24 protein-coding genes and 1 other RNA gene are annotated in these 25,709 nt (G+C 58.8%); 13 read left to right on the top strand and 12 right to left on the bottom strand.

Annotation, left to right across the window (positions count from 1 at the left end; genetic code table 11):
- Positions 1 to 3 precede the first annotated feature (3 nt).
- A complete protein-coding gene (gene hemC, locus ACN0Q0_RS13680; protein ID WP_417243961.1) occupies positions 4 to 948 on the bottom strand; it encodes a hydroxymethylbilane synthase in 945 nt (314 codons plus the stop codon).
- A 111-nt stretch (positions 949 to 1,059) separates the two neighbouring features.
- Between hemC and hemE the strand changes: the two genes are divergently transcribed.
- The gene (hemE, locus tag ACN0Q0_RS13675; RefSeq protein ID WP_417243960.1) at positions 1,060 to 2,094 is read left to right on the top strand and encodes a uroporphyrinogen decarboxylase; all 1,035 of its coding nucleotides are present in this window, start codon (positions 1,060 to 1,062) and stop codon (positions 2,092 to 2,094) included.
- A complete protein-coding gene (locus tag ACN0Q0_RS13670) occupies positions 2,094 to 2,594 on the top strand; it encodes a GNAT family N-acetyltransferase (RefSeq protein WP_417243959.1) in 501 nt (166 codons plus the stop codon). The genes hemE and ACN0Q0_RS13670 overlap by 1 nt, the downstream gene beginning before the upstream one ends.
- A 182-nt stretch (positions 2,595 to 2,776) precedes the next feature.
- Here ACN0Q0_RS13670 and hemF read toward each other — a convergent pair whose 3' ends face one another.
- Positions 2,777 to 3,682 (bottom strand): oxygen-dependent coproporphyrinogen oxidase, encoded by a 906-nt coding sequence (gene hemF / locus ACN0Q0_RS13665; protein ID WP_417243958.1) that lies wholly within the window; start codon positions 3,680 to 3,682, stop codon positions 2,777 to 2,779.
- A 137-nt stretch (positions 3,683 to 3,819) separates the two neighbouring features.
- On the opposite strand from hemF, the gene ACN0Q0_RS13660 reads away from it, so the two are divergent.
- Positions 3,820 to 4,197, top strand: coding sequence for a hypothetical protein (locus ACN0Q0_RS13660; protein ID WP_417243957.1), 378 nt, complete (start codon positions 3,820 to 3,822; stop codon positions 4,195 to 4,197).
- Between the two features lie 30 nt (positions 4,198 to 4,227).
- On the opposite strand, the gene ACN0Q0_RS13655 is transcribed toward ACN0Q0_RS13660, so the two are convergent.
- The 3 genes from ACN0Q0_RS13655 to clpS are packed head-to-tail and all read right to left on the bottom strand — an operon-like array spanning position 4,228 to position 6,398.
- Positions 4,228 to 5,040, bottom strand: a complete 813-nt coding sequence (locus ACN0Q0_RS13655; RefSeq protein WP_417243956.1) for an SDR family NAD(P)-dependent oxidoreductase — start codon at positions 5,038 to 5,040, stop codon at positions 4,228 to 4,230.
- A 39-nt stretch (positions 5,041 to 5,079) separates the two neighbouring features.
- Entirely contained in the window at positions 5,080 to 6,045 is a 966-nt protein-coding gene (locus ACN0Q0_RS13650; protein WP_417243955.1) for a methyltransferase, read from the bottom strand.
- A gap of 26 nt (positions 6,046 to 6,071) precedes the next feature.
- Positions 6,072 to 6,398: an ATP-dependent Clp protease adapter ClpS gene (clpS, locus tag ACN0Q0_RS13645; RefSeq protein WP_417243954.1), complete on the bottom strand. Its 327-nt coding sequence runs from the start codon at positions 6,396 to 6,398 to the stop codon at positions 6,072 to 6,074.
- 134 nt (positions 6,399 to 6,532) lie between these two features.
- On the opposite strand from clpS, the gene ACN0Q0_RS13640 reads away from it, so the two are divergent.
- Complete coding sequence (locus tag ACN0Q0_RS13640; RefSeq protein WP_417243953.1) at positions 6,533 to 7,240, top strand: HAD family hydrolase; 708 nt, start codon at positions 6,533 to 6,535, stop codon at positions 7,238 to 7,240.
- Positions 7,241 to 7,563: 323 nt separating this feature from the next.
- Complete coding sequence (locus ACN0Q0_RS13635) at positions 7,564 to 9,039, top strand: D-alanyl-D-alanine carboxypeptidase family protein (RefSeq protein ID WP_417243952.1); 1,476 nt, start codon at positions 7,564 to 7,566, stop codon at positions 9,037 to 9,039.
- A gap of 46 nt (positions 9,040 to 9,085) precedes the next feature.
- Here the strand turns inward: ACN0Q0_RS13635 and ACN0Q0_RS13630 are convergent, their stop codons facing one another.
- The 5 genes from ACN0Q0_RS13630 to ACN0Q0_RS13610 form a co-directional block, all read right to left on the bottom strand.
- Entirely contained in the window at positions 9,086 to 10,693 is a 1,608-nt protein-coding gene (locus ACN0Q0_RS13630; protein ID WP_417243951.1) for an ABC transporter ATP-binding protein, read from the bottom strand.
- Entirely contained in the window at positions 10,690 to 11,796 is a 1,107-nt protein-coding gene (locus ACN0Q0_RS13625) for an ABC transporter permease (protein ID WP_417243950.1), read from the bottom strand. The genes ACN0Q0_RS13630 and ACN0Q0_RS13625 overlap by 4 nt, the downstream gene beginning before the upstream one ends.
- Before the next feature lies 1 nt (position 11,797).
- Entirely contained in the window at positions 11,798 to 12,889 is a 1,092-nt protein-coding gene (locus ACN0Q0_RS13620; RefSeq protein WP_417243949.1) for a microcin C ABC transporter permease YejB, read from the bottom strand.
- Between the two features lie 32 nt (positions 12,890 to 12,921).
- Entirely contained in the window at positions 12,922 to 14,781 is a 1,860-nt protein-coding gene (locus ACN0Q0_RS13615; RefSeq protein WP_417243948.1) for an extracellular solute-binding protein, read from the bottom strand.
- Between the two features lie 194 nt (positions 14,782 to 14,975).
- The gene (locus ACN0Q0_RS13610) at positions 14,976 to 15,491 is read right to left on the bottom strand and encodes a c-type cytochrome (RefSeq protein ID WP_417243947.1); all 516 of its coding nucleotides are present in this window, start codon (positions 15,489 to 15,491) and stop codon (positions 14,976 to 14,978) included.
- Positions 15,492 to 15,612: 121 nt separating this feature from the next.
- On the opposite strand from ACN0Q0_RS13610, the gene ACN0Q0_RS13605 reads away from it, so the two are divergent.
- A complete protein-coding gene (locus tag ACN0Q0_RS13605) occupies positions 15,613 to 16,443 on the top strand; it encodes a prephenate dehydratase (RefSeq protein ID WP_417243946.1) in 831 nt (276 codons plus the stop codon).
- A 61-nt stretch (positions 16,444 to 16,504) separates the two neighbouring features.
- On the opposite strand, the gene ACN0Q0_RS13600 is transcribed toward ACN0Q0_RS13605, so the two are convergent.
- Positions 16,505 to 16,978 (bottom strand): SRPBCC family protein, encoded by a 474-nt coding sequence (locus ACN0Q0_RS13600; RefSeq protein ID WP_417243945.1) that lies wholly within the window; start codon positions 16,976 to 16,978, stop codon positions 16,505 to 16,507.
- Between the two features lie 37 nt (positions 16,979 to 17,015).
- Positions 17,016 to 17,984, bottom strand: coding sequence for an NAD(+) diphosphatase (nudC, locus tag ACN0Q0_RS13595; RefSeq protein ID WP_417243944.1), 969 nt, complete (start codon positions 17,982 to 17,984; stop codon positions 17,016 to 17,018).
- A gap of 349 nt (positions 17,985 to 18,333) precedes the next feature.
- Between nudC and ACN0Q0_RS13590 the strand changes: the two genes are divergently transcribed.
- The 7 genes from ACN0Q0_RS13590 to recR all read left to right on the top strand — a co-directional run bounded on the left by ACN0Q0_RS13590 (position 18,334) and on the right by recR (position 25,706).
- Positions 18,334 to 20,244, top strand: coding sequence for a bifunctional 2',3'-cyclic-nucleotide 2'-phosphodiesterase/3'-nucleotidase (locus ACN0Q0_RS13590; protein ID WP_417243943.1), 1,911 nt, complete (start codon positions 18,334 to 18,336; stop codon positions 20,242 to 20,244).
- A gap of 116 nt (positions 20,245 to 20,360) precedes the next feature.
- An RNA gene (gene ffs, locus ACN0Q0_RS13585) (signal recognition particle sRNA small type) lies at positions 20,361 to 20,459 on the top strand.
- 78 nt (positions 20,460 to 20,537) lie between these two features.
- On the top strand, positions 20,538 to 21,581 hold the full coding sequence (gene rsgA / locus ACN0Q0_RS13580) for a ribosome small subunit-dependent GTPase A (RefSeq protein ID WP_417243942.1): 1,044 nt from the start codon (positions 20,538 to 20,540) through the stop codon (positions 21,579 to 21,581).
- A gap of 61 nt (positions 21,582 to 21,642) precedes the next feature.
- On the top strand, positions 21,643 to 23,418 hold the full coding sequence (locus ACN0Q0_RS13575; RefSeq protein WP_417243941.1) for a DNA polymerase III subunit gamma/tau: 1,776 nt from the start codon (positions 21,643 to 21,645) through the stop codon (positions 23,416 to 23,418).
- A gap of 71 nt (positions 23,419 to 23,489) precedes the next feature.
- The gene (locus tag ACN0Q0_RS13570) at positions 23,490 to 24,728 is read left to right on the top strand and encodes a hypothetical protein (protein ID WP_417243940.1); all 1,239 of its coding nucleotides are present in this window, start codon (positions 23,490 to 23,492) and stop codon (positions 24,726 to 24,728) included.
- A 26-nt stretch (positions 24,729 to 24,754) separates the two neighbouring features.
- A complete protein-coding gene (locus ACN0Q0_RS13565; protein WP_417243939.1) occupies positions 24,755 to 25,099 on the top strand; it encodes a YbaB/EbfC family nucleoid-associated protein in 345 nt (114 codons plus the stop codon).
- Positions 25,059 to 25,706, top strand: a complete 648-nt coding sequence (recR, locus tag ACN0Q0_RS13560) for a recombination mediator RecR (RefSeq protein WP_417243938.1) — start codon at positions 25,059 to 25,061, stop codon at positions 25,704 to 25,706. Before ACN0Q0_RS13565 ends, recR begins: the two co-directional genes overlap by 41 nt.
- Positions 25,707 to 25,709 lie beyond the last annotated feature (3 nt).

Here is a 25,709-nt window from a genome sequence, read left to right as displayed (position 1 = left end):
CCGTTATTTCCAATCGAAAAAGTCGTCACCGGCCCGCGCCAACAAGCGCGCCGCAAGGTCGCGCCCCAACTGTGCGCCATCCTCAACCGCGCCGGAAATCTCATCGAACAAGGCCTCGGACCCGTCCGTGCGCAGGATCTCGCCGCGCAGTCGCAGCGTACCACCGTCAAGGGTCGCCAGACCCGCAATCGGTGTCTCGCACGAGCCATCAAGAGCCGCCAGAAACGCCCGTTCGGCGGCCAGACGCTCACCCGTTTCACGGTGATGCAGGGCTTCCAAAATCGCGCCGGAGCGATGATCGTCGGCGCGGCGCTCGATGCCAATCGCGCCCTGTGCCACGGCGGGCAACATATCCTCGGGCGAAATCTCTGTGCGCGGCACATCCGTCGCATCCAGACGGTTCAGCCCCGCCATCGCAAGAAAGGTTGCGGCCGCAACACCATCGTGCAGCTTTTTCAAACGGGTCTGAACGTTGCCGCGAAATTCCACAACCGTCAGATCGGGACGCTTGTACAGGAGCTGCGATTTGCGGCGCAGAGACGAGGTACCGACCACCGAGCCGCTTGGCAGGTCCGCCAATTTGCCGCCCCCCAACTGGATGAACGCATCGCACGGGTTTTCGCGCGGCAGATAGCAATCCAGCATCAACCCCGCGGGCTGATCCACGGGCATGTCTTTCATCGAATGCACCGCGATGTCGATGGAGCCGTCCAGCAACTGATCCTCGATTTCGCGGGTAAACAGTCCCTTGCCCCCGATTTCCTTGAGGGCGCGGTCCAACACGCGGTCGCCTTGGGTCGAGATCACAACAATCTCGAAGGCCTCGGCGGGCAGATCAAAATGGGCCATGATACGGGTACGGGTTTCATGCGCTTGCGCGAGGGCAAGCGGCGAGCCACGGGTGCCGATCTTGAACGTTTGGGCGGGGGTCGGGAGCGTAAATGTCATACGCACACGCTTACCCGCGACAGATGCGCCTGACAAGTGATCCCTGACCTATCCGACCTTGACAAAAGCACGCAGGAAAGGGACCAACAGCGAAATGATTGGGAGAACGACATGACTGACAAGACCATCCTCAAAGCGCTCAAAGGCGAGACGCAAGCCGTTCCCCCCATCTGGATGATGCGCCAAGCGGGCCGTTACCTGCCTGAATACAAAGCAACACGTGCCCAAGCGGGTGACTTTTTGTCGCTGTGCTACAATCCCGATCTGGCCGCCGAAGTGACGCTTCAGCCGATCCGCCGTTTTGGGTTCGATGCTGCCATCCTGTTCGCGGATATTTTGTTGCTACCGCAAGCGTTGGGTGCCGACCTGTGGTTTGTCACCGGCGAAGGGCCACGCCTGTCCACCATCACAAGCGACGCCGATTTCGCACCGATGAAGGGCAAGGACGACATCCACGACACATTGGCGCCCGTCTATGAAACCGTGAAAATCCTGTCACGGGAGCTGCCGGCAGAGACGACATTGATCGGCTTTGCGGGTGCGCCATGGACCGTAGCCACCTACATGATCGCAGGGCGCGGCACACCGGACCAAGGCCCCGCACACGCGCTGCGCGAGGGCAACACCGCGTTGTTCGAAAAGATCATCGACTTGCTGACGGTCAGCACCATCGAATACCTCGACATGCAGATCAAGGCAGGTGCCGAAGTTGTCAAAATCTTTGACAGTTGGGCCGGCTCGCTCAAAGGCGACGCCTTTGAAAAATATGCCGTCGAACCCGCACGCATCATCACCGCCGAGTTGAAAAAACGCCACCCCGGCATTCCGGTCATCGGGTTCCCGCGCGAAGCGGGCGATGGCTACATCGGGTTCCACGCAAAAACCGGCGTCGATTGCGTTGCCCTCGACAATTCCGTCTCCCCCGAATGGGCCGCCGCAAACGTGCAAAAAGACGGCTGTGTTCAGGGCAACCTGAAATCCTCGCATATGGTCACGGGCGGTCAGGATTTGATCGACGAGGTGCGCCATATCCGCGAGACGTTCTCCAACGGGCCGCACATCTTTAACCTCGGGCATGGCATCACACCCGATGCCGACCCTGACAACGTGTCCCTGATGATCGAAACCCTGCGCGAGACTGTTTGATGGATATCCGTGACGCCGCTCAATCTGACCTACCCGCCGTTGCGGCGATCCATGTCGCCAGTTGGCGCGTGGCCTATCGCGGGCTTTTGTCCGACGACTACCTCGCCCAACCCGTTGCGGACGATCTCAACGGCAAATGGATCGGCATGGATATTCCCGCCGAGGACATTTTGCTCGTGGCCATCGAAGACGACACCGTGTCGGGCTTCATCTACGTCAAAGGTGGCAAACACCCCGCCTATATCGACAACCTGCACGTTGACCCTGCCCGAAAACGCGCAGGGATCGGCGCAGCGCTCATGTCCGCCGCAGCCAAAGCCCTGATCGAACGCGGCCACGAAAGCGCCTATTTGACCGTCATCACCGACAACGAAGGTGCCGTAAATTTCTACCGCAAAATGGGCGGCGACTTCGGTCCGAAACAAGACGAACTACTCTACGGCGAACCCGTCCAGACCTACCCCGTCCACTGGGCCGATCTGAGCATTTTAGCGTCCTAAGCTGACCGCACAAATTACGCGTCAACTCGCTGTTCTTGCGGAGCAATCACAACGATATCGACAACATTCTGGACCAAATCAAAGATATGGCCGCGTTGCAGGATACCAGTTTGTCATCCATGACCGAGGGCGATTTTATCTTTGCGTAGACGACAAGGGGGCCAATTGGCCCCCTAATCCGTTTACACCCACTTCGCCATGGGCGGCAGGCTCATGAGCACCGCGTTGGCATCGTGGCCCGTCTCAAGACCGAATTTCGTGCCGCGATCATAAACGAGGTTGTATTCGGCGTAGAGGCCGCGGTGGACCAGTTGTTGATCTTTGTCCGCGTCGGTCCATGGTGTGTTGCGGCGTTTCTCGGTTGCGCCGAGGAATGCCGGCAAAAACGCGCGGCCGACATCTTGGGTAAAGGCGAAATCCGCGTCCCAGTCCCCCGTGTTGTGATCGTCGAAAAAGATCCCCCCGACACCACGGGCGCGCCCACGGTGCGGCACATAGAAATACTCGTCAGCCCATGCCTTAAAGCGGGGGTAATAGGCCGTGTCATGACGGTCACAGTGCTCTTTTTGGACGCTGTGAAACGCCGCCGTGTCCTCGGCATATTCAATGCACGGGTTCAAATCGGAGCCCCCGCCGAACCACCACGCATGCGGGGTCCAGAACATTCGCGTATTCATATGAACCGCAGGCGCGTGCGGGTTTTGCATATGCGCCACGAGCGAAATCCCCGCCGCCCAAAAGCGCGGGTCATCCGCCATGCCCGGAATGCCTTTGCGGGCCGCCATCGCATTCTGGGCGCGTTCACCAAGCTCGCCAAACACCGTCGAAACATTAACGCCGATTTTTTCGAACACACGGCCACCGCGCATCACCGACATCAATCCGCCACCTGCATCCGATCCATCGGTTGAGGCCCGTTTGGTTTCTGTCACCTCGAACCGGCCTGCGGGCAGGTGCGCAAACGGCCCCTCGGTCTGGCTGTCCTCGACCGCCTCGAACGCGGCAACGATGTCATCGCGCACCGATCTGAACCACGCAGATGCGCGGGCCTTTTCGTCACTCATCTCGGATTGGGGCTGTGTGGTCATGGTGGGATCCTTCGTGCGCGGTATGTGTGTCGCAGACCTAGCAGGAATGCGCCGACCCTGCCAAGCCCGCTTTCCCTGCGGCCAAAAGGCGCTATGCTCGAACCACTGTTCGACACAGTTATTTGATGGAGTTCTCAATGCGTTGGTTTTTGCCACTGGCCGTCCTGCCGATCCTCGCCGCCTGTTCGGAGCAACAGATGTGCATTTCAAGCGCGACAAAAGACCTGCGTATCGTGCGCGGATTTGTGACAGAGGCCGAGAGTAATTTGCGGCGCGGGTACGCCTTGGTCGAGGTGGACGTCATCGACTTCGAGACCAAAGCCTGCGGCACGAAAAAAGACGGCTCCACAAAATTCTGTCGCGTTCCCGTAAAGGATACGGAGATGCGGCCAAAAGCAATCGACCTTGACGCCGAAGCGGCAAAACTCGCGACGCTACAACGCAAAGAGGCACAGTTGGCCGCCCTCGCGACCCAACAAATCGCCGCCTGTAAAACCGCCTACCCCGACGGCTAACCCGCGTTCAGATTAATGTGTTCGGTTGGTTTAGTGTGTCGGGGCCTGAACCGCATCCAGAAGCGTGCGCCCGCCATCCACGTCCAACACCTGTCCCGTGACAAACCCCGAACCTTCAGAGGCGAGATATTGCACCGTTTCGGCAACATCGGATGCGGGTGCGACACGGGCCAACGGCGTTCCGAGCAAAATTTCGTCGCGGTAATCAGGGTTTTCGGACAAAACGTCACTCAAACTTGCACTTAGAACCGATCCGAACGCCACCGCATTGACGCGGATGCGGTTCGGGGCAAGCGCCACCGCCATGGAGCGGGTCATTTGCTCGACCGCCGCACTGGAGATCGAAAAGGCGAGCATTTCAGGCTGTGTACGCCGCGCCGCTACGGACGACAAATTGACGATGGAGCCAAGCATCCCCTCGGTCCGCTCGTCTTTTTCAGCACGCTTGATCATCCACTTTGCAACCTGTTGCGTCAGACGCAGCGCGGTCAAAAGGTTCTGTTCCAACAGCGCCTCAACGTAGTCATCCTCGGCATAGAGCGGATCGCTTTGCGCCACTTGCCGCGATGCGTTGACCAAAATATCCACGCCGTCAAAGGCATCAACCGTGGCCGACAAAAGGTTCGCAATGGTGAGTTTTTCACGCAGGTCGCCCGCAAAATAGGCGACCTTTGCGCCGTCGCGTTCCGCAGCATCACCGACTTCGGCAATCAATCCCTCTTCGTCCATGTCAGCAAACATCACATTTGCCCCTTGGGCTTCGAAATGTCGCGCAATCGCGAGACCGACACCGTTCGCGGCGCCGGTAATGATGGCCGTTTTTCCGGCAATCGAAAAGCTCATGAAATCATCCCCGATTCTGTTTGCGCTAACCTACGAGGTTCACGCCCGCGTGCGAAGGGGTCTCTTTGCGTACAGCACCTTGAACCCGCCTGTATCCGCGCGTTTTTCCACAACGGCGAACTGCTCTGACAGGACTGCCTCATAGGGCAGTTGCCGGTTGGCCACGAGCCAAAGCTGTCCGTGCGTGGGCAACAAACGTGCCGCAGCCATGATAAACGCCTGACCCAATGCGGGATCGGCAGCACGTGTGGTATGGAACGGCGGGTTCATAATCACCCCGTCAAACCGCACTTTCGGGTCAAACCGTGTGGCATCGGCCCAATGGAACGTGGCACGCGGATCGGTCACGTTGACTTTGGCACATTCAAGGGCGGCATGTTCGGCCTCAACCACATGCAGCGCCTTTACGCCGTCGCGTTCAAGGATATGACGCGACAGATACCCCCACCCTGCGCCCAGATCGGCGATCGTTGAGGGCAGTTTGTCGGGCAGCGACCCGATCAGGAGTTGCGAGGCCTTGTCGATACGATCCGCGGAAAACACGCCCAGACGGGTCTCGAACCCCGCAACGGAGGTTAGCGGGCCATGGTTTTCCCAATCGGCAAACGAACCACCCTCGAATGCAACGGCTTTGCCATGTGATTTGGATTCGACACGGACGTTGCCACCACGTTTTTTGAGATCCCGCGCAATGCTGTCAATACCGTCCGCCTTTTGCCCGTCCACAATCACCGTGGTCGCACGCGAGGCTGCATCGGCGATCAACGCGCGGGCCTCTGCCTTGGACCGTGGCACCGCGATAATGGCGAGATCGAATACGCCCTCTGGCGCAACACGCACGTCAAATCCGGCATCTGCAAAGGCATCGTGATCGGGCTTGAACCCTTGGATGATCTGAACCTTTGCAGGATCGAACATCGACAGATCGGCCCCGATACGGGGACGGTAAATCACGATGCGGTCGGGTTGCCCGTCAAGGAGCAAAGAGATGCGGGATGCGTTCATTGTGACAGGCGCGGCGTGAGCCGGCTCTATTCCTTTTCCATCGTGCATTGCAGCGGGTGCTGCTGACGTCGGGCAAAATCCATAACCTGGCTCACCTTTGTCTCCGCAATTTCATGGGGAAAGACACCGACCACGGCCAGTCCCTTTTTATGGACGGTCAACATGATCTCTGTCGCTTGTGAATGCCCGATGGCAAAAAAGCGCTCCAACACCAACACCACGAATTCCATCGGCGTGTAATCATCGTTGAGCAACATCACCTTATAAAGTGGCGGACGCTTTGTCTTTGGCTTGGTTTTGGTCGCAAGTGAGGTTTCGCCGCCATCATCATAGCGGTCGTCATCGTCGGACATAATATGCTGCGAGAGGGTCACTCTGGCGTCTCCCGTTCTACACAATACCAAAATCGTTCGGTTAGAGGCTGTATATAGCCTCTTTCTCGTATCAATAAAGGGGGTTATCCACACAGGGTAAAGGGGAGACACAAATGTGCGCCGAAATCTCGACCATCGCCTTTGATGCGGATGACACCCTATGGGAAAACGAACAGTTTTTCCGCATGACGCAAGACCGCTTTGCGGCCCTCTTGGCGGATTACACCGCCGCCGACCACCTTGCCGAACGGCTACTGGCCGCCGAGCGCCGCAACCTTGGCGGTTACGGGTTCGGGATCAAGGGCTTCGTGCTGTCGATGATCGAAACCGCCATCGAAGTCACCGACGGAGCCGTCCCCGCCAAGGTGATCAAGGAGCTGATCGAAGCCGGACAAGAAATGCTGTCCCACCCGATCCACTTGCTCGACGGGGTCGAGGCCACCGTGCGTGCCTTGGCCGCCGATCACGACCTCATCATGGTCACAAAGGGCGATTTGCTCGATCAGGAACGCAAACTTGCGCAATCTGGACTGGGTGATCTGTTCGATGCGGTCGAGATTGTCTCCGCCAAAACACCCCCCGTTTACGCCGATATTTTCACCCGTCATGGCGTGGCGCCAGAGCGCGCTGTCATGGTCGGAAATTCGATGAAGTCCGACGTCCTTCCGCCGATCGCGGCAGGTGCGTGGGGGGTCTATATCCCTCATTCCATCACATGGGAGATCGAACACGCCGATGCGCCTGACGGACATCCACGGTTCAAACAGCTCGAAAAACTCGTCGAGTTGCCCGAATTTGTCGGCGCAATTTCGGGCTCATAGGCCACCGGACCGCCGCGACGCAGGGACCGCCAGGCCGTGCAAAAAATTTGTCAATCGGCGAACCACCCGAACAAACACTTCATTTAGCGGCACCCCCTGAAGGCGCCCACCATATCTGGCGTTGCACCAATACCATCTTCTAACACCCTAAAAAATTGGAGGTTTTCACATTTCAAAGCCTGTGCTAGCGTTGCATCCATAAGCTGGGCGAAATGATCCGGCACATTCGAGGCAGAGCAATGATGTTGAGCAACGTGCGAGCGTGGGTATACCCGCGTGCCGTTATAGGGCGTATTTTTCCCGTTTTCCTGATCGCGTTCGCGATGATCATCGGCGTATCAGCCAAGGTCATGGCCGCCGAATACGCGGCTTTGGTGATGGACGCCCGCAACGGAAACATCCTGCATTCAAGCAACGCCGACACACGGTTGCACCCTGCCTCCCTGACAAAAATGATGACGCTCTACATCGCGTTCGAGGCGGTGGAAAACGGCGAGATCGGTCTCGATACGCTTGTAACCATTTCCAAAAATGCCGCCGCCGAGCCACCGTCAAAACTGGGCCTGAAACCCGGACAGAAAATCAAACTGCGCTATTTGATTCGCGCCGCTGCCGTGAAATCCGCCAACGATGCCGCCACCGCGATTGGCGAGGCCATCGAAGGATCCGAAGCCGCATTTGCCCGCCGCATGAACCGCACCGCCAAAGATCTCGGCATGTCGCGCACCACATTCAAAAACGCCCACGGCCTCACCGCCACTGGCCACTTGTCCACAGCGCGGGACATGTCCGTATTGGGACGCCACGTGTTTTACGACTATCCGGGCTACTATAACATCTTTTCGCGCACGACCGCCGACGCAGGGGTGCGGACCGTGACCCATACCAACAGCCGTTTTCTCAACAGTTACGCCGGCGCTGACGGGATCAAAACAGGATATACCTCTGCCGCAGGGTTCAACCTTGTCGCTTCCGCCGAACGGGGGCGTGAACGGATCATCACAACCGTGTTCGGAGGCCGCTCGACCGCCTCGCGCAACGCGCGGGTCACCGAATTGATGGACCTCGGGTTCAAACGCGCACCAAGCAACGTGGCCGTCGTCAAACCCAAACGCCCCCCCTATCGCGGCAAGACGGCCGGCGGGGCCGAAATGGTGGCAAGCGCACAGGGCGATATTCCGGGCCTGTCGTCCAAAACCATTCGCGTCACTGTCAACATCACCAAAAGCCCGATCCCGAAACCCCGCCCGATGCGTGAACTGGCCCCCGAGGAAGAAACACTTCTCGTCGCAATGTCGGATGATATTCTGAACGCCGTGACGCAGGCCCAAGAGACAGAACAGGTGCTCGCACTGGCCGAAGCAGCCACAACCCAGGCCGCCGAGGTTCTCGAAGAGGTCACCGCACAGGTCGCTCCCGCAGGCATCGCCGACATCGCACCAACGCCGCGCCCCGCCTCGTTGCAACTTGTTGCGATTACGCCAACGGTCGCACAGCTGCCCGCACGCGCAATTGCCGCCGAGGCCGCCCCCGAAATCGTCACCCGCCTGTCCACCTCCGGCTCACGCCATTGGGGGGTGAACATCGGCACCTACGGGTCCGAATACGAAGCCCGCAAAGTGCTGTTGAAAACCGCGCTCACGGAACTCGATATGCTCGACGGCGCCCTGCGCAAAGTCGTGAAATCCAACCGTGGCTATCAGGCAAATTTCCTTGGCCTGACCGAAGACCTCGCCGGCATGACCTGTCGTCGCCTTGCGGCACGCGGCGTGGATTGCAACCCCATCGGCCCGACCTGACGGCCACACCAGTTCAACAAGATCACCACCAGAGCGGCGTGGGCGTCTAAACGCCTGCGCCGTCCTCTACTTTGAGATCGAATGCGGCGGCCACGAGTGCCTTGGTATAGGGCTGCTGTGGCGCGTCAAAAATCGCATCCGCATCCCCCGCCTCGACCACATCGCCACGTTTCATCACCATCACCTTGTGGCTAAGTGCGCGCACCACGCGCAGGTCGTGCGAGATGAACAGGTAGGCGAGTTTGTGTTTGACCTGAAGGTCACGCAGCAGATCCACGATCTGCACCTGTACCGTCATATCAAGCGCCGAAGTCGGCTCGTCCAACACCACCAATCGCGGGCGCAAAATCATGGCACGGGCGATGGCCACCCGTTGGCGTTGCCCCCCCGAAAACTCGTGCGGGTAGCGGTGGCGCGTGTCAGGGTCGAGGCCGACCTCGTGCATAATCTCGATCACCGCATCTTCTTTGGACGCGTGTTCGCCCAACCCGTGCACGCCTAATCCCTCGGCAATGATTTGCGCGATGGTCATGCGTGGCGACAGCGACCCGTAGGGATCCTGAAACACGATTTGCATATCGGCGCGCAGACCGCGCAAATCACGGTTGCTCCACCCCTGCACGTCTTGTCCAAGCACAACAACAGGACCTTGCGACGGGATGAGCCGCATCATCGCGAGCGCCAGTGTGGTTTTGCCCGACCCGGATTCGCCCACGACGCCCACGGTCTCGCCCTCGCGCACAGAAAATGTTGCGGCATTCACCGCCTTCACATAGCCCGCCGTGCGCCGCAAAAAACCGCGCTGTATAGGGAACCAGATGCGCAGGTCTTTGGTCTCGGCCACGACCTTTGCATCCGCCGGGACGGGGACGGGACGCCCCGTTGCCTCGGCCTCCAACAACAGCTTGGTATAGGGATGGCTTGGCGCGTCGAAAATATCCGCCGTTTTGCCCGCCTCGACGATTTCACCGTCTTTCATCACACAGACACGATCGGCAAATTTGCGCACGATATTGAGGTCATGGGTGATGAACAGCATCGACATGCCCTCATCGCGCTTGATGTCCATCAACAGATCAAGGATTTGCGCCTGAATGGTCACGTCCAATGCCGTCGTCGGCTCATCCGCAATCAGCAGTTTCGGTGCATTCGCAAGCGCCATTGCGATCATAACACGCTGACGTTGCCCGCCTGACAGTTGGTGCGGATAGGCGCCCAACCGTTCTGACGCATTGTGAATGCCCACACGGTCCAGAAGGTACAAAATACGTTCGCGGGCCTTTGCGCCTGTCACCCCTTGGTGGACAAGCAAAATCTCGGCCAGTTGTTTCTCGATCGTATGCAGCGGATTGAGCGAGGTCATCGGCTCCTGAAAGATAAAGCTGACATCATTGCCGCGAATTTTGCGCAGCACAGTCTCGCTGGCGCCCGCCAACTCATTGCCCTCATAGCGGATCGATCCGCCGATTACCGCATTGTCGGACAACAGGTTGACCGTTGAGAGCGCCGTAACGGACTTGCCCGAGCCGCTTTCACCGACCAAAGCGACAACCTCGCCCTTTTCGACGCGAAACGACACGCCCTTTACAGCCTCGACAAGGCCGTCGTCCTGTTTGAACGACACACGCAAATCTGTGAACTCAAGAAGGCTCATTGAAAGGTCTTTCTCGGATCAAAGGCATCGCGCACCCCCTCGAAAATAAAGACGAGAAGCGACAGCATAATGGCATAGGTAAAAAACGCGGTGAAGCCGAGCCACGGCGCTTGCAGGTTTTGTTTGGCCTGTAGGGTCAGCTCACCCAGTGACGGATAGGACGACGGCAAGCCGAAGCCGAGGAAGTCGAGCGACGCCAATGTGCCGATGGTCCCTGTCACGATGAACGGCAACAGCGTCAGCGTGGCGACCATCGCATTGGGCAACATGTGGCGGAACATGATCGTCCAGTTGCCAACGCCCAGAGCCCGCGCCGCACGGATGTATTCAAAATTACGCGCGCGCAAGAATTCGGCGCGCACAACACCAACCAACGCGGGCCACCCGAACAGGATGGTGACAAAGACCAACAGCCAGAAACTTCGCCCCAGAATGGCGAACAGGATAATGATGACATAGAGCGAGGGCATGGAGCCCCAGATTTCCAACACGCGTTGAAACACGATATCGGTGCGCCCGCCAAAGAAGCCCTGAATTGCGCCCGCGACAATACCGATGGTCGAGGCCACAACGGTCACGATGAGTGTGAACAAGATCGACAGGCGGAACCCGTAAATCACCCGCGCGACCACATCGCGTTTGGTGTCATCGGTCCCGAGCCAGTTTTGCGTGGTCGGCGGCGACGGCGCCGCCCCCGGACCTTCGACCTGCGTGTTGAACGAATAGCGGATCGGCGGCCAGAGCAGCCACCCTTTCTCGATCGTCTCGCCATTCACTTCGCCATCCTGAGCGTCCGCGATGATGGCGTCGGGATCGTCAAAACATTCAACCAACCCGCCTGAAACGATCAGGCATTCCACCTCGGGATAGCGGTAGACCGCCTCGGTTTGAAAATCGCCACCGAATGCGGTTTCGGGGTAAAAGTTGAAAATCGGTGTGTAGTAGCTGCCGCGATAATTGACGATGATCGGTTTGTCATTGGCGAGGAATTCCGCAAACAGCGACAACACGAACAGGAACGAGAAAATCCACAGCGACCAAAGCGCACGGCGGTTTGCCTTGAAATTGCGCCACCGGCGTTGATTGAGAGGGGACAGGCGCATCTCAGCTCTCCCGCTTTTCAAAGTCGATGCGCGGATCGACAAAGACATACATCATGTCGGACACAATATTGATCAACAGGCCGATCAGGCCAAAGAAAAACAGTGTCCCAAAGATCACGGGGTAGTCGCGTTGCAAGGCCGCCTGAAACCCCATCCGCCCCAAACCGTCAAGCGAGAACAGGGTTTCGATAATGACCGAACCACCAAAGAACACCGACAAAAACAGACCCGGAAATCCCGCAATAACGATCAACATCGCATTGCGAAATACATGCCCGTAAAGGACGCGGCTTTCGGTCAGGCCCTTGGCCTTGGCCGTCACCACATATTGCTTGCGGATCTCATCGAGAAACGAGTTTTTGGTGAGCAGGGTCAGCGTGGCGAATGACGAAATCAGCGAGGCCAGAACCGGCAATGTGATGTGCCAGAGATAATCGCCCACCTTACCCAAGGCGCTCAACTCGTCAAAGTTCGAGGACGTGAGACCGCGCAATGGGAAAATCTGCCAATACGAGCCGCCTGCGAACAACACGAGCAGCATGATCGCGAACAAGAACCCCGGAATGGCGTAGGCCACGATGATGATGGCAGAGGTCCACGTGTCAAAGCTGGATCCGTCCCGCACCGCCTTGCGGATGCCCAAGGGGATAGAAATCATATAAGAGATCAACGTCGCCCAAAGGCCGAGCGTGATCGACACGGGCAACTTGTCCCAGACCAGTTCCAACACACCTTGGCTGCGGAAATAGCTCTCGCCAAAATCGAATTGCATGTAATTCCACATCATCGACAAGAACCGCTCGAGCGGCGGCTTGTCGAGACCGAACTGGCGCTCCAACTCCGCGATAAATTCGGGCGGGAGACCGCGCGCGCCGATGTATTCGGACTCCGCACTGGCGGCTTCGAGCTGAACCTCGACATCGCCGGATCCACCCGAAATGCTCTCGAACACATCGCCCTCGCCACGCATTTCGGCGAGCACTTGCTCGACCGGCCCGCCGGGGACGAACTGGGTCAGGGCAAAGTTGATGATCATAATGCCGAGCAGGGTCGGAATGATCAGCAACAAACGCCGAAGGATATAGGCTCCCATGTGGGTGGCTCCCGCTCTTTCCTCTTGGGCCGTTACTTGATGGCCCCTGCCGCTTTCAACTGCGCGGCTTTGTCGGCGTTATACCACCAGTAATCCAGATAGCCCAGATTATACGGGGCCATCCGATCCTCTGGTGGATGCTCGTACATGTCGTAATAGGCGACCCAATGCTTATCAAGGAACCACGTCGGCACGAGAAAGTAGTCATAGCGGAACAGGCGATCGACAGCTTTGAGGGCGGCCGCCATGTCGTCATAGGTCGGGGCCTCAATCACCTGTTGGATCAAGATATCAGCAGCCTCGGAGGCATAGCCCGCAGGGTTGAACACATCATCGACCCCGTCCGATCCATATTTCTGGGTCAGGCTCACACCCTCCTCGAAGCCACTCGTATAGCCCCCGAAAATGATGTCGTAATCAAAGCTCTGGGTGCGGGCCTGATAGGCGTTGGTGTCAACGCGGTTATAGACGGCGTCCACGCCCAACGCGACGAGGTTCTCGACATAGGGGATCAAAATGCGGTCAAACGACGGGGTGTTTTCCAGAATTTCGATCTGAAGCACCTGGCCGTTCGCATCACGCAACTTGCCATCCGCCCCCGGCGTGTAGCCCGCCTCGGCCATCAAGGCGAGCGCCTGACGCATGTTTTTCCGATCAAGCGACCGCGCACCGGAAACATGCGGTAACGCGGCCTCTTGGGTAAAGATCTCGGCGGGAACGAGGTCGCGCACCATCTCGAGGTATTCCAGTTCCTTACCCTCGGGCAGGCCCACGGCCTTGAGCTTTTCAGTGTCCCAGAAACTTTCACGTTGCGCAAACAGCCCGTATTGCAACGTCTCGTTGGTCCATGTGAAATTATACATCAGGCCGAGTGCACGGCGTACATTGCGGTCTTGTAGCTTTTCCCGGCGCAGGTTGAAGACAAAGCCCGTGGCGTTGGGCAGGCTCCCGTCAGGCAACTCGGCCTTGATCACGTCCCCATTCGCAAGCGCGGGAAAATCATAACCCGTGGCCCAATTGAGAGACGAGTTCTCTTGGCGGAATGTAATTTCACCCGACTTGAACGCCTCGAACGCGCCGATGGTGTCGCCGAAATACTCGATACGGATGGTGTCGAAATTCTCGGTGCCTTTTTTGAGCCAAAGGTCACGGCCCCAATAATCCGAATTACGGGTATATTCGACCCACTGCCCCGCCTCGAAGGCCCCGTGCATATAGGCGCCCGTCCCCGGCGAGACATCGAACCGTTTCTCATCGATCTTTGCGCCTGTTGCCTCAAACCATGCCTTTTGCATGACAAGCGTCGATCCCGCCTGTGAGATCAATCCATTGCGCGGCGCGTCGGGTTGGAAGTTAAACCGGACGGTGTAGTCATCAAGCGCCTCAACGCTTGCGATCATGTTGCCCACCCCCGTGCGCCACGACAACGTCCCCTCGGCCATAAACTTTTCATGGGTAAACACCACATCGGCGGCGGTCATGGGCGTGCCGTCCGAAAACGTCACATCATGGCGCAGGTTGAAAATCACCCACTCCTGATTCTCGGGATACTCAATGGTTTCGCACAACAAACAATAAGACGCCGCCAACGCCTCGTCCGACACCCCTGTCATCAGCCGCTCATAAGGTATCGACGAATTGGCCGCGGGCGTTCCCGAGCGCGTCGAATACGGGTTGAGACTGTCAAAATCCCCGACCGTTCCAAGCACGATCTTGCCACCCTTTGGCGCGTCGGGGTTCACGTAATCCAGATGATCGACAGGCGCACTGTACTTTGCCTCGTTCCAATCCGAAAACCATGTCGAGGTAATCAGCGTATCATCCTGCGCCCATGCGGCGTTTGATGCCATAGCGGTGGCAAGGATGGCGAGGCGAATGCGGTTAGCGACCATGTGTGACCTCCGGTCAATTGGTGACGTCTCAATATTAAGCAACAGTGTTACCAAACTGGCCTGAAATTGCACGACTTCCAATGGGTAAGTTATGCAACTGTGATCGGCCCGTGATCACATCGGTCCTTGCGCATACAAAAAGCCCCCGCAACACAGGCTGCGGGGGCTTTGAATTCAAATCAGTGTTGGTACGATCAGTTCAAAGACTGAAGGTAGGCCACAACATTTGCGCGATCTTCGGCTTTGCTCAAACCCGCAAAGGACATTTTCGTGCCTGGCGCGTACTCTTTCGGCGACAGCAGGAACGCGTCGAGATGCTCGGTCGTCCATGCGCCCTCCATACCGGCCAGAACATCAGAGTATTTGAAACCGTCAACGCCGGCGATGTCGCGGTCGACAACACCGTCAAGGTGCGGGCCGGTGCCGTTGGAGCCGTCCACCTTGTGGCAGGCTTTGCATTTGTTGAAGACTTTTTCGCCTTTGGCGACGTCAGCAGAGGCCAGAAGATCGTCGAAGGAGGCTTCGACAACGACTTCCTCTTCGACGGGCTCTTCGTCACCTGTCGCAATGACATAGGCCTGAGCGTGCTCGCCGTGGCCTGCGCCGCCGGAATGATAAATCGCATCTGCGCCCCAATTGGCGAAGAGGAAGATCAAGAGCGTTCCGCAGATACCGCCGACGATCTTGGTAAGGGTCATAGTGTTGAACATGTCGCGTTCCGTTTTGGTGCATGGGTCGCGCGTTATCTATCCGTTTCCACCACCACTTTTCAAGGTATAAGACCCGCGACCAATAAACATTCCGCACAAACTAGATCGAAAAGAGACGAAAATGACAAAACGCATCGCTTTTCAAGGGGAACTCGGCGCCTATTCCCATCAGGCTTGCGTCGAAACACGGCCCGACTTTGACCCCCTGCCCTGCCCGACCTTTGAGGACGCGCTCGAAGCAGTGCGATCGGGAGACGCGGATCTGGGAATGATTGCGGTGGAAAACTCGACATATGGCCGCGTGCAGGACGTCTACCACCTGTTGCCGAAAGCCGGCCTTCATATCATCGACGAGACTTTTGTCCGCGTGCATGTGAACCTGTTGGGATTGCCAGGCACCAAGTTATCCGACATCACCCATGCCCACGGCCATCCTGTGATCTTGCCCCAATGCGGCAAATTCCTGCGCGACCACAAAATCAAGGGCGTGACAAGTTCCGACAATGCCCGCGCGGCGCGTGACGTGGCGGGGGGCGGCGACAAAACCCAAGCCGCCCTTGCATCAAAGTTGGCGGCAGAGCTTTACGGGCTTGAGGTCATCGCGCCCGACATCGAAGATCACAAATTGAACACAACACGGTTCCTTGTCATGGCGCGCAATGCCGACACATCACGCCGGTCCGACAACATGGTCACCGCATTCATGTTCCGTGTGCGCAACATCCCCGCGGCGCTGTATAAGGCGATGGGCGGATTTGCGACCAATGGCGTCAACATGACGAAACTGGAAAGCTATATGATCGACGGCAATTTTTCCGCGACCCAGTTCTATGCGGACATCGAGGGCCATCCGGACGATGCCAACGTTAAACTGGCCATGGACGAGTTAGGGTATTTCACCGAGATGGTCGAAATTTTGGGGGTCTATCCCGCCGACCCGCGCCGCAAATAACGGCGGCCGCATAGAATGCGTCGGGCTCCACCGATCACAAGAGATCACGGAGCCCGATGGGTCACGCCATTTGGGATTTGTCAAAGTCTTCGCGAATAATCGTACAGAAGTGTCCGATTTTACGGTCGAACCGTCGATCAAGCGTCCCCTTGGCGAACTTGATGGATTGCACCAGAATACGTGCGGACAGGGTTTGAGGCTTAACATCATAGGTCATGGCCAACCGTGTCCGGTTGGGGCTAAGCGCAACAAGCTCAACGTCAAGCACCATATCAAGCCCGTCGGAGGTGACATTGACGGTCAATCCGTTGGGCTCCGAATATGTCACGATATCGGCCTCGAGGTCGCGCGTCTTTCCACGAAACGGAACCTTCATCATCCATCCCGCACCGACACCGCGCGGCTGTGCCGGATCTTTGCGGACCACATCGATCCCGCGACGCATGGCCTGACGCTCAAGGGCCTCGAAATTCGCAATCCGCTCGAATACGTATTCTGCTGGTGCTTCGATGTCTTTGCGCGTCGAAAACTTCATACTGTCCCACCTCGTTTTTTGTCGCCGGAATATCGGACTATTCAATCTCGTCTGCAAGCCACTTTGCCAGAAGAAATTGCGCAATTGCACCTTTTCGTGCGGGTTTGAGCGTGGGATGGCCGCCCGCCATCGCCAATGCCACATTCTCGCGCGTGACCCACATGGCATCTTGTAGCTCGGTGGGGTCGATCGTGATCTGCGAACTTGTCGCCTGCGCAGCGCACCCGATCATCAAGGAGGCCGGAAACGGCCACGGTTGGGACGCGACATAGGAAACTCCGCCGATATGGACCCCCGTTTCCTCCAACACTTCGCGTCGCACGGCGGCCTCGATCGGCTCGCCCGGTTCGACAAATCCCGCGAGCAGGGAATACATTCCCTCGGGCCAGTTTTCATTGCGTCCGAGCAAAACCGAATTGCCCCGCGTCACCAACATAATCACGACAGGGTCCGTGCGCGGGAAATGCGGTGCGCCACACGCGGGGCAATCGCGTTGCCAACCGGCCTGCGCCATATCGCTTTTCGCCCCGCAGGCCGCACAATACCCGTGACGGCGATGCCACTCAAACAATCCCCGCGCGGTCGATGCCACTTCGGCCTCCCACGGCGACAGGATCGTCATCACCGCACGCAGCTCGTAAAAGGCACAATCCGGCACGCCCTCTACGCGCTGTTGCGAGGCATCCAGAAACCCGGCCTCCAACAACGCGAGGTCGCTCACCTCCCACACACCGGTCACATCGACCGCAAACATCGCCGCGCCCGCATCATCGACACCCAGAAAAATGGCACCGGACGCCAAATCCGCCACGCGCGGATCATGTGTGCTCAACGTGGCCAACCCGCCGCCATCGCGGCAAAACGGTTTGAGCGACCATAGCGGCAAAACGCGCGACGCGGCTTGCGCCCAGACGCAATGCACATCCCCGCGCAACTGCGCCGCCCGATCCAGAGTACCCGCCCCCAATGTAACGGCATGATTCGCGACAGATGTCGTTCGACTCACGAGCGCGCCCCCTTTTTACATGTGATCCCTGAAAGTCCTCTTCCGTCCAAATCGCAACCCGCGCGGATGGTCAAGGCTAACGGTTCATTAACGTGCAACCGCTATAGCCTACGCATCGCTCGGTAATTTGTATCTTCATCAGAAACTCACCCTAGGGTTGTTTACGTTGCGTAAAATGCACCTAATAGGAGTTGGTTGCAGATCACATTTCTGATAATGTCAACGTGGTAGATTGCCCGATGGCGATTGGCGGAACCCCGATTTCGGGTCCGCCGGGATATTTCTCGAAAACGGTACAATTCAAATGAAACTCCGGGACACGCTCTCCGGTTTGCCAACAGGAGCCGCTGTGAGCCAACGTCATACATTTTCCGCCGATGCACGCGCCGGACAGGCGCACCTGCGGATCATGAGCACCACCGATCTTCATATGCAGATCTACCCCTACGATTACTACGGGGACCAAACGGCGCACTCTGTTGGCCTCGCCCGTACGGCTGCCCATATCGTGGCAGGGCGCAAAGAGGCAACCAACAGCGTCCTGGTGGACAATGGCGACTTCCTTCAGGGCAACCCGATGGGGGATTTTGCGGCCTCGGACCGTCAAAACGGACGGACCAGACCCCACCCGATGATTGCCGCCATGAACGCTCTGCGATATGATGCCGGAACCGTCGGGAACCACGAATTCAATTTTGGTCTGGACTACCTCAAATGGGTGGTCAGCGGCGCGACCTTTCCGATGGTCTCTGCCAATTTGATCGAAACACGCGGCGCATCCCCACTTCAGGATACGCCGGTCCTCGCCCCGTATGTTATCCTTGATCGCGACATTACCGATGGCGCGGGGGCATCCCACAAAATCAAGATCGGCTTTCTCGGCCTGCTCCCGCCGCAAATCATGACGTGGGATCGCGCCCATCTGTCGGGCAAGGTCTCCACCCGCGACATCATGCAAACCGCCCGCGCCTACGTCCCCGAGATGAAGCGTAACGGGGCCGATCTCATCGTTTTGCTGTGCCACACCGGAATCGATGACGTCCTTGAATACGAAGGGATGGAAAATGCCGCCATTCCTTTGGCCGCGATCGACGGCGTCGACGCTTTGGTCACGGGACATTTGCACATGGTTTTTCCTTCACCACAGTTCGATCACATTGCCGCAATCGATAGCCGCAATGGCTTTATCCACGGCAAACCTGCCGTCATGGCCGGAACAGGTGGATCGCACCTTGGCCTGATCGACCTGATGATCGAGCGTGATGGCGACACATGGAAGGTGATAAAATCGGGAACCGATGTGCGCCCTATCAGCACCCGCGACGAAACCGGGACCGTTGTTCCATTGGTCGAAAGCGTACCGGAGGTAATTGACGCCATCGCACAGGACCACTTGGACACGTTGGATTTTACCCACCGCGCAGTGGGCCGAACGGACGGGCCGCTGCATTCCTATTTCTCCCTCATCACCACCGACCGCTCCATGGAGTTGATCGCCGAGGCACAGCGCAGATACGCCGTCGAGGCCCTTGCCGAAACGGAATACGCAAGCTTCCCGATCCTCGCGGCCGTCTCCCCGCTCAAATCAGGGGGGCGCGGCGGGCCTGAAAACTACAGCTCGGTCCCCGCAGGAACTCTGGCGCTCAAAAACGTTGCGGACCTCTATCCTTTTCCCAACCGGATTTGCGCCGTGCGCATCACGGGCGCCCTGTTGCTCAACTGGCTGGAACGCGCCACGACCGTGTTCAACCGCATCACGCCCAGCGCCAGTGACCAAATGCTGCGCAGCCCCTTGGCGCCGGCCTATTTGTTCGATGTCCTGTTCGGGGTCACCTATCAAATCGACCTGTCACAACCCGCACGGTTTGACGGGGCCGGCAATATCATCGACCCGACGGCCCACCGCATTCGCAACCTGTCCTTTGACGGTGCGCCCGTCACCGACGAGATGGAATTCATCGTGGTCACCAGTGACTACCGGGCCAATGGCGGCGGACGATTCCCCGGGGCGGACGGATCGACGGTCATCTTCGAGGGTCACGATCTCAGCATCGACATCCTCACCCGCCACATCAGTGCGCATGGCGTGACATCGGCACACAGCAACCCCAACTGGACGTTTTGCTCGCTCGGCGGGACTCCCGTGATTTACGAAACCGCCACCGCGGCACAAAACCACCTCGACGAACTGAACCACCTTACGGTGCAGGACGTGGTGAAAAGCCCGTCCGGGTTCGCACAAATCAAACTGATTTTGTGAGTTTTGTGCAGGTGCAAAGCCCACCCGCCCCATGACCGAACCCGCCACCACCACATAGTGCCTCGCAATGCGGCGTTTCTCTTGCCATTTCATCGCCTCCCCCCTATATCCCCATGCGAGAGGTTGGCGCGGGCAAGCACCTCGCCAACTCGGTCAGGTCCGGAAGGAAGCAGCCGTAACGAGGCCCGTTTGGGTCGTTGTCCAGCCTCTCACCTTATCTCCCCTACATCCGCGCCCCTTGCCGTATCGGCCGCGACAGGCAATATAGGCGCAATGTTCATGAGTCTGACACAATGACCCCAAACCTAAAGCGCCTCGGATGGTCGCAACACTTCACCGCGCAGATGAGCGTGGAGGAGATCGAAACACTCACCCCGGTGCGCATTGCCGAAGTGCGCCGCCGCCACATCATCGCTCTCACTGATGCGCTTGACCGTTTGGAACTGGCCCTGACGGGCGACCTTGTGGCCTCGGATTTCGCGGTGGGCGATTTTGCCCTCACGGATGGCGAAAAAATCATCCGGCTTCTGGACCGCAAAACAATCATTTCGCGCAAATCGGCGGGCGTGACGTCCCAGACACAACTGATCGCCTCCAACATCGACACGTTGTTCATCACCACCTCGTGCAACGAGGACTTCAACGAGGCGCGTCTGGAGCGCTACCTCGCTATCGCCATCGAGGCCGAAGCCCACCCCGTCATCATCATCACCAAAGCCGACACACCCGAAGCGGGCAGCGTTGATGACTACATTGCCCGCGCCACGGCAATCTACACCCCCGCCGATGTTGTCGCTCTCAATGCCAAGGACCCGGATGCATTCGGCGCGCTGATGCATTGGTGCGGCAAGGGTCAAACCCTCGCTCTTGTCGGCTCCTCCGGTGTTGGAAAATCCACCATCGCACGCGGCCTCACAGGGCTCGACATCGCCATCGGTGACATCCGCGAAGATGACGCCAAAGGCCGCCACACAACCACGGCCCGCTCCATGCACGCGATGCTCGAGGGCGGATGGCTCATCGACACGCCCGGGATGCGCGAACTGGCGCTGCACGACGCAGCCGAGGGCATCGGCACCTTGTTCGAGGACATCACCGACCTGTCGACCGCCTGTAAATTCTCCGATTGCGCCCATGACACCGAACCGGGGTGCAAGGTCCGTGCAGCGATTGAAAACGGCACATTGGACATCGAGCGCGTCGAGCGGTGGCGCAAATTGCGTGACGAAGACGAGCGCAATTCCGAAACCGTCGCCGAGGCCCGCGATCGCGGCCGCAAGTTCTCCAAAATGGCCAAGTCGGTTCTAAAGGCCAAAAAGGCACGGCGCGGCGAATGAAACCCGCTTGCGGGGCTCACTCCGCACCCTTACCTTGGGCGGCGATAAGGGAGACATGCGCATGAGCGAAAACACCGAAGGCTACAAAGTTCTGGCACGGAAATACCGTCCGGAAACCTTTGCCGACCTGATCGGTCAGGACGCGATGGTGCGCACCCTTAAAAACGCCTTTGCCGCCGACCGCATCGCTCAGGCGTTTATCATGACGGGCATTCGCGGCACGGGGAAAACCACCACCGCACGGATCATCGCCAAGGGGATGAACTGTATCGGTCTGGACGGCAAAAGCGGCCCGACGACCGAACCCTGTGGGCAGTGCGAACATTGCGTGGCGATCACCGAAGGCCGCCATGTGGACGTCATGGAAATGGACGCCGCCTCGCGCACCGGTGTGGGCGACATTCGTGAAATCATCGAGAGCGTGCATTACCGCGCCGCCTCTGCCCGCTATAAAATCTACATCATCGATGAGGTGCATATGCTCTCGACGAGTGCGTTCAACGCGCTCCTCAAAACCCTCGAAGAGCCGCCCGCACACGTCAAATTCATCTTTGCCACCACCGAAATCCGCAAGGTCCCCGTCACGGTTCTGTCGCGCTGTCAGCGGTTTGATCTGCGGCGCATCGAACCCGAGGTGATGATGGCCCACCTGTCGTCTATCGCCGACAAAGAGGGCTCGGACGTGGCGCAGGACGCCTTTGCCCTCATCACCCGTGCCGCCGAAGGGTCGGTGCGTGACGCGCTGTCACTTCTGGACCAAGCCATTTCGCACGGCGCAGGCGAGACCACCGTGGATCAGGTCCGTGCCATGCTTGGCCTTGCCGATCGTGGTCGCGTGTTGGACCTGTTCGACATGATCATGGCGGGCGATGCCGCCGCGGCCCTTGAGGAAATCGGCGGGCAGTATGCGGACGGGGCCGATCCATTGGCTGTGCTGCGCGATCTGGCCGACATCACCCATTGGGTATCCGTGATCAAAATCACACCGAATGCCGCCGATGATCCGACCATTTCACCCGACGAACGCGCCCGCGGGCTGACGCTATCGGAAAAATTACCCATGCGCGTTCTGTCGCGGATGTGGCAAATGTTGCTCAAAGCCCTCGAAGAGGTCGCCGCAGCCCCCAACGCCATGATGGCCGCCGAAATGGCGATTATCCGCCTGACCCATGTTGCCGATCTCCCCATGCCCGAGGATTTGGTGCGAAAGCTCAACGAGCAAAACCCACCCCCGCGCCCCCCCGTTGGTCCCGCAGGCGGTGCGCCCTCGGGCGGTGGATCGGGAGGTACGACCACAGCGCATGGTGGCGGCGCTCCCGCAGGTGGCGCAGGTGGCATGACCCACGCGCCAACCATGATGGCACAGACCGCCCCCGCACAGATCCCCGATGCGGGCCTCGCCCGATATGCACGGTTCGAGGATGTCGTGGAGCTGATCGGATATCACCGCGATATGAAGCTCAAGATCGACGTGGAAAACCACGTCCGCCTTGCCAGCTACAAACCTGGCCGGATCGAGTTCGAACCCGTTGGGGACGCGCCCGCCGATCTGGCCGCCCGCCTGTCGAGCCGCTTGCAATCCTTTACCGGACATCGCTGGGGTGTCTCGATTGCCGCCGCCCCCGAAAGCGCAAAAACCCTGCGCGATGTGATGGACGCGGACCGTCTCGCCCTTGAGGCCGCCGCCAAAAGCCACCCGATGGTGGCCAAGGTGTTCGAATTGTTCCCCGAGGCCAAAATCGCGGACATCCGCACGCCCGAAAAGATCGCGGCCCAAGCCGCCTCGGAGGCGCTTGAGGAAGTCGAGGACGAATGGGATCCGTTCGAAGAGGACTGATGCCGCGCGACCGACCGCGCGACATGGCCAGACCTATTCCGCACCTCGCGGATCGCTCGTGAAAGGGCATCATGCACGCACTTGCCGACACCACCAAACTCGTAGACGATGGCATCATCACGCCTGAACAAGCCGCGCAAATCGAGGCCCGCGCCCGTAACGTGATGACGCAACTCATCGTAAACGTTATCTTGGCCGGTGGTATTTTTGCGGCAACTGTCGGCCTGATCTCATGGCTCGCGGATGCGCTATCCGTTGCCGTTCTGGGCGCGGCTCTATTGGCCCTCGGATCTCTTATTCTACGCCGGAAAAGCAACAGCTTCGCCATGTTCGGACAGGCCGCAACGCTCATCGGAGCAGGTTTGTTGGTCGGCGGATTTGGCGCGGAGGCGTTCATCAGCTATGAACAGGTCGCGGGGCCGGTGACCGTGATCGCGGGCGCAGCGGTCGCGGGGCCGGTGACCGTGATCGCGGGCGCAGCGGTCGCATGGCCCGCAGCATGGATACTGCGCCGCCCGACCCGCCATCCGTTTGTCGTCGGGGCCATTGTCATCATGGGGGGTGCCCTACACCTCTCGGGATGCGCCTACTGGATCAGCGAAAGCCACGTGACCGGATGGCCCAAAGCCGCCGTTTTACTCTATGGCGCGGGCCTCATCGCGGCAGCGGGGATGTTTGTGGACGTGCGGTTTATCACAGCCCTCGCAATCATCCCGTTTGCACAAATGCTCGACGCCAACACCGGATATTACCACGCCGTTTACGCCTTTTATTCCGGGGAACCGACGCTCTCGATCCTGCAAATGACCGCCCTCATAACGGTGGCCGTTGTCACCCGCGACCGTTGGGGGGGCCGCATCGGACGCCATACCCTTATCCTCGCGATCATGGCCTTTGTCGTCGCCAACATGTGCGCCCTTGTCGGCTCGCTTTGGGGCGATGTCGTAGGCGAAACCCTTTGGGGGCCGCAAACCAACGGGTCAGAGCCTTATGATTACGACACCGTTCAAGCTGCGCGTGAGGCGTTTAAGGCCACGGCAGTGGTGATCTCCGAACAGATTTACGCCGTGCTTTGGGCGCTTGCCCTGATCGCGGTTGCAGCCTTCGCGGCACACCGCAACCTGCGCGGCCTGTTCAACACCGCCGTGACCTTTGGCGCGATCCACGCCTATACCCAGATGTTCGAAAGCTTTGCGACCGAGCCCCTCGCCTATGTCATCGCGGGCTTGTCGGCTATTCCCCTGGCGTGGGGGATGTGGCGGCTCAACGCATGGCTGACCTTGAGAACTGCAGCCGCTGCGCGTATCTAACGCTTAACCGAAGAGGAGACACAAAGATGTTCAAAGGACTTGGCAATCTCGGCGATATGGCCGGCATGATGAAAAAAGCCAAAGAGATGCAGCAGCAAATGGCTGACCTGCAAGACAAGATGGCCGACATGACCGTTGTCGGCGAAAGCGGCGCGGGTCTGGTCAAAGCCACCTCCACCGTCAAAGGTCAGTTGACCGCGCTCGACATCGATCCGTCGATCTTCAACCCCGACGAAAAAGAAGTGGTCGAGGACCTGATCCTCGCCGCGATCAAGGACGCACAGGCCAAAGCCGCCGAGCGCGCCCAATCGGAAATGGCACAAGTGACCGATGGTCTCGGCCTGCCTGCTGATTTCAAAATGCCGTTCTGAGGCAACGGGGGTGGGGGACGCGACACAGGACATCGAGGCGCTGATCGACCTTATGGCACGGCTTCCGGGTCTCGGCCCGCGTTCGGCGCGGCGGGCGGTCCTCCACCTGATCAAGAAACGCGCCCGCCTGATGGCGCCGCTCGCCACCGCGATGCAGGGCGTGGCCGACAGCGCTCGCGAGTGCCTGCAATGCGGCAATATCTGTACCTCTGACATCTGTGACATCTGTACCTCGGGCAAACGTGCCAATGGTGAAATCTGCGTGGTCGAGGACGTTGCCGATCTTTGGGCAATGGAACGCGCAAACGTCTTTGGCGGGCGCTATCACGTCCTTGGCGGGACGCTCTCCGCCCTTGACGCCATCGGCCCCGAGGACCTACGCATCCCTGCCCTCGTGCGCCGCGTCGCCGATGAACAGGTCACCGAGGTGATCCTTGCGCTCAATGCCACCGTCGACGGCCAGACCACGGCCCACTACATCGCGGATCAACTCTCGAATCGTTGCGCCGTGACCTCATTGGCCCAAGGCGTGCCGATCGGCGGTGAGCTTGACTACCTTGACGACGGGACAATTACCGCCGCCCTGCGCGCTCGAAAGGGTGTGTAGAGC

Source organism: Celeribacter sp., from assembly GCF_048259695.1.
Classification (GTDB): Bacteria; Pseudomonadota; Alphaproteobacteria; order Rhodobacterales; family Rhodobacteraceae; genus Celeribacter.
This window is presented reverse-complemented; position numbering and strand designations above follow the sequence as displayed.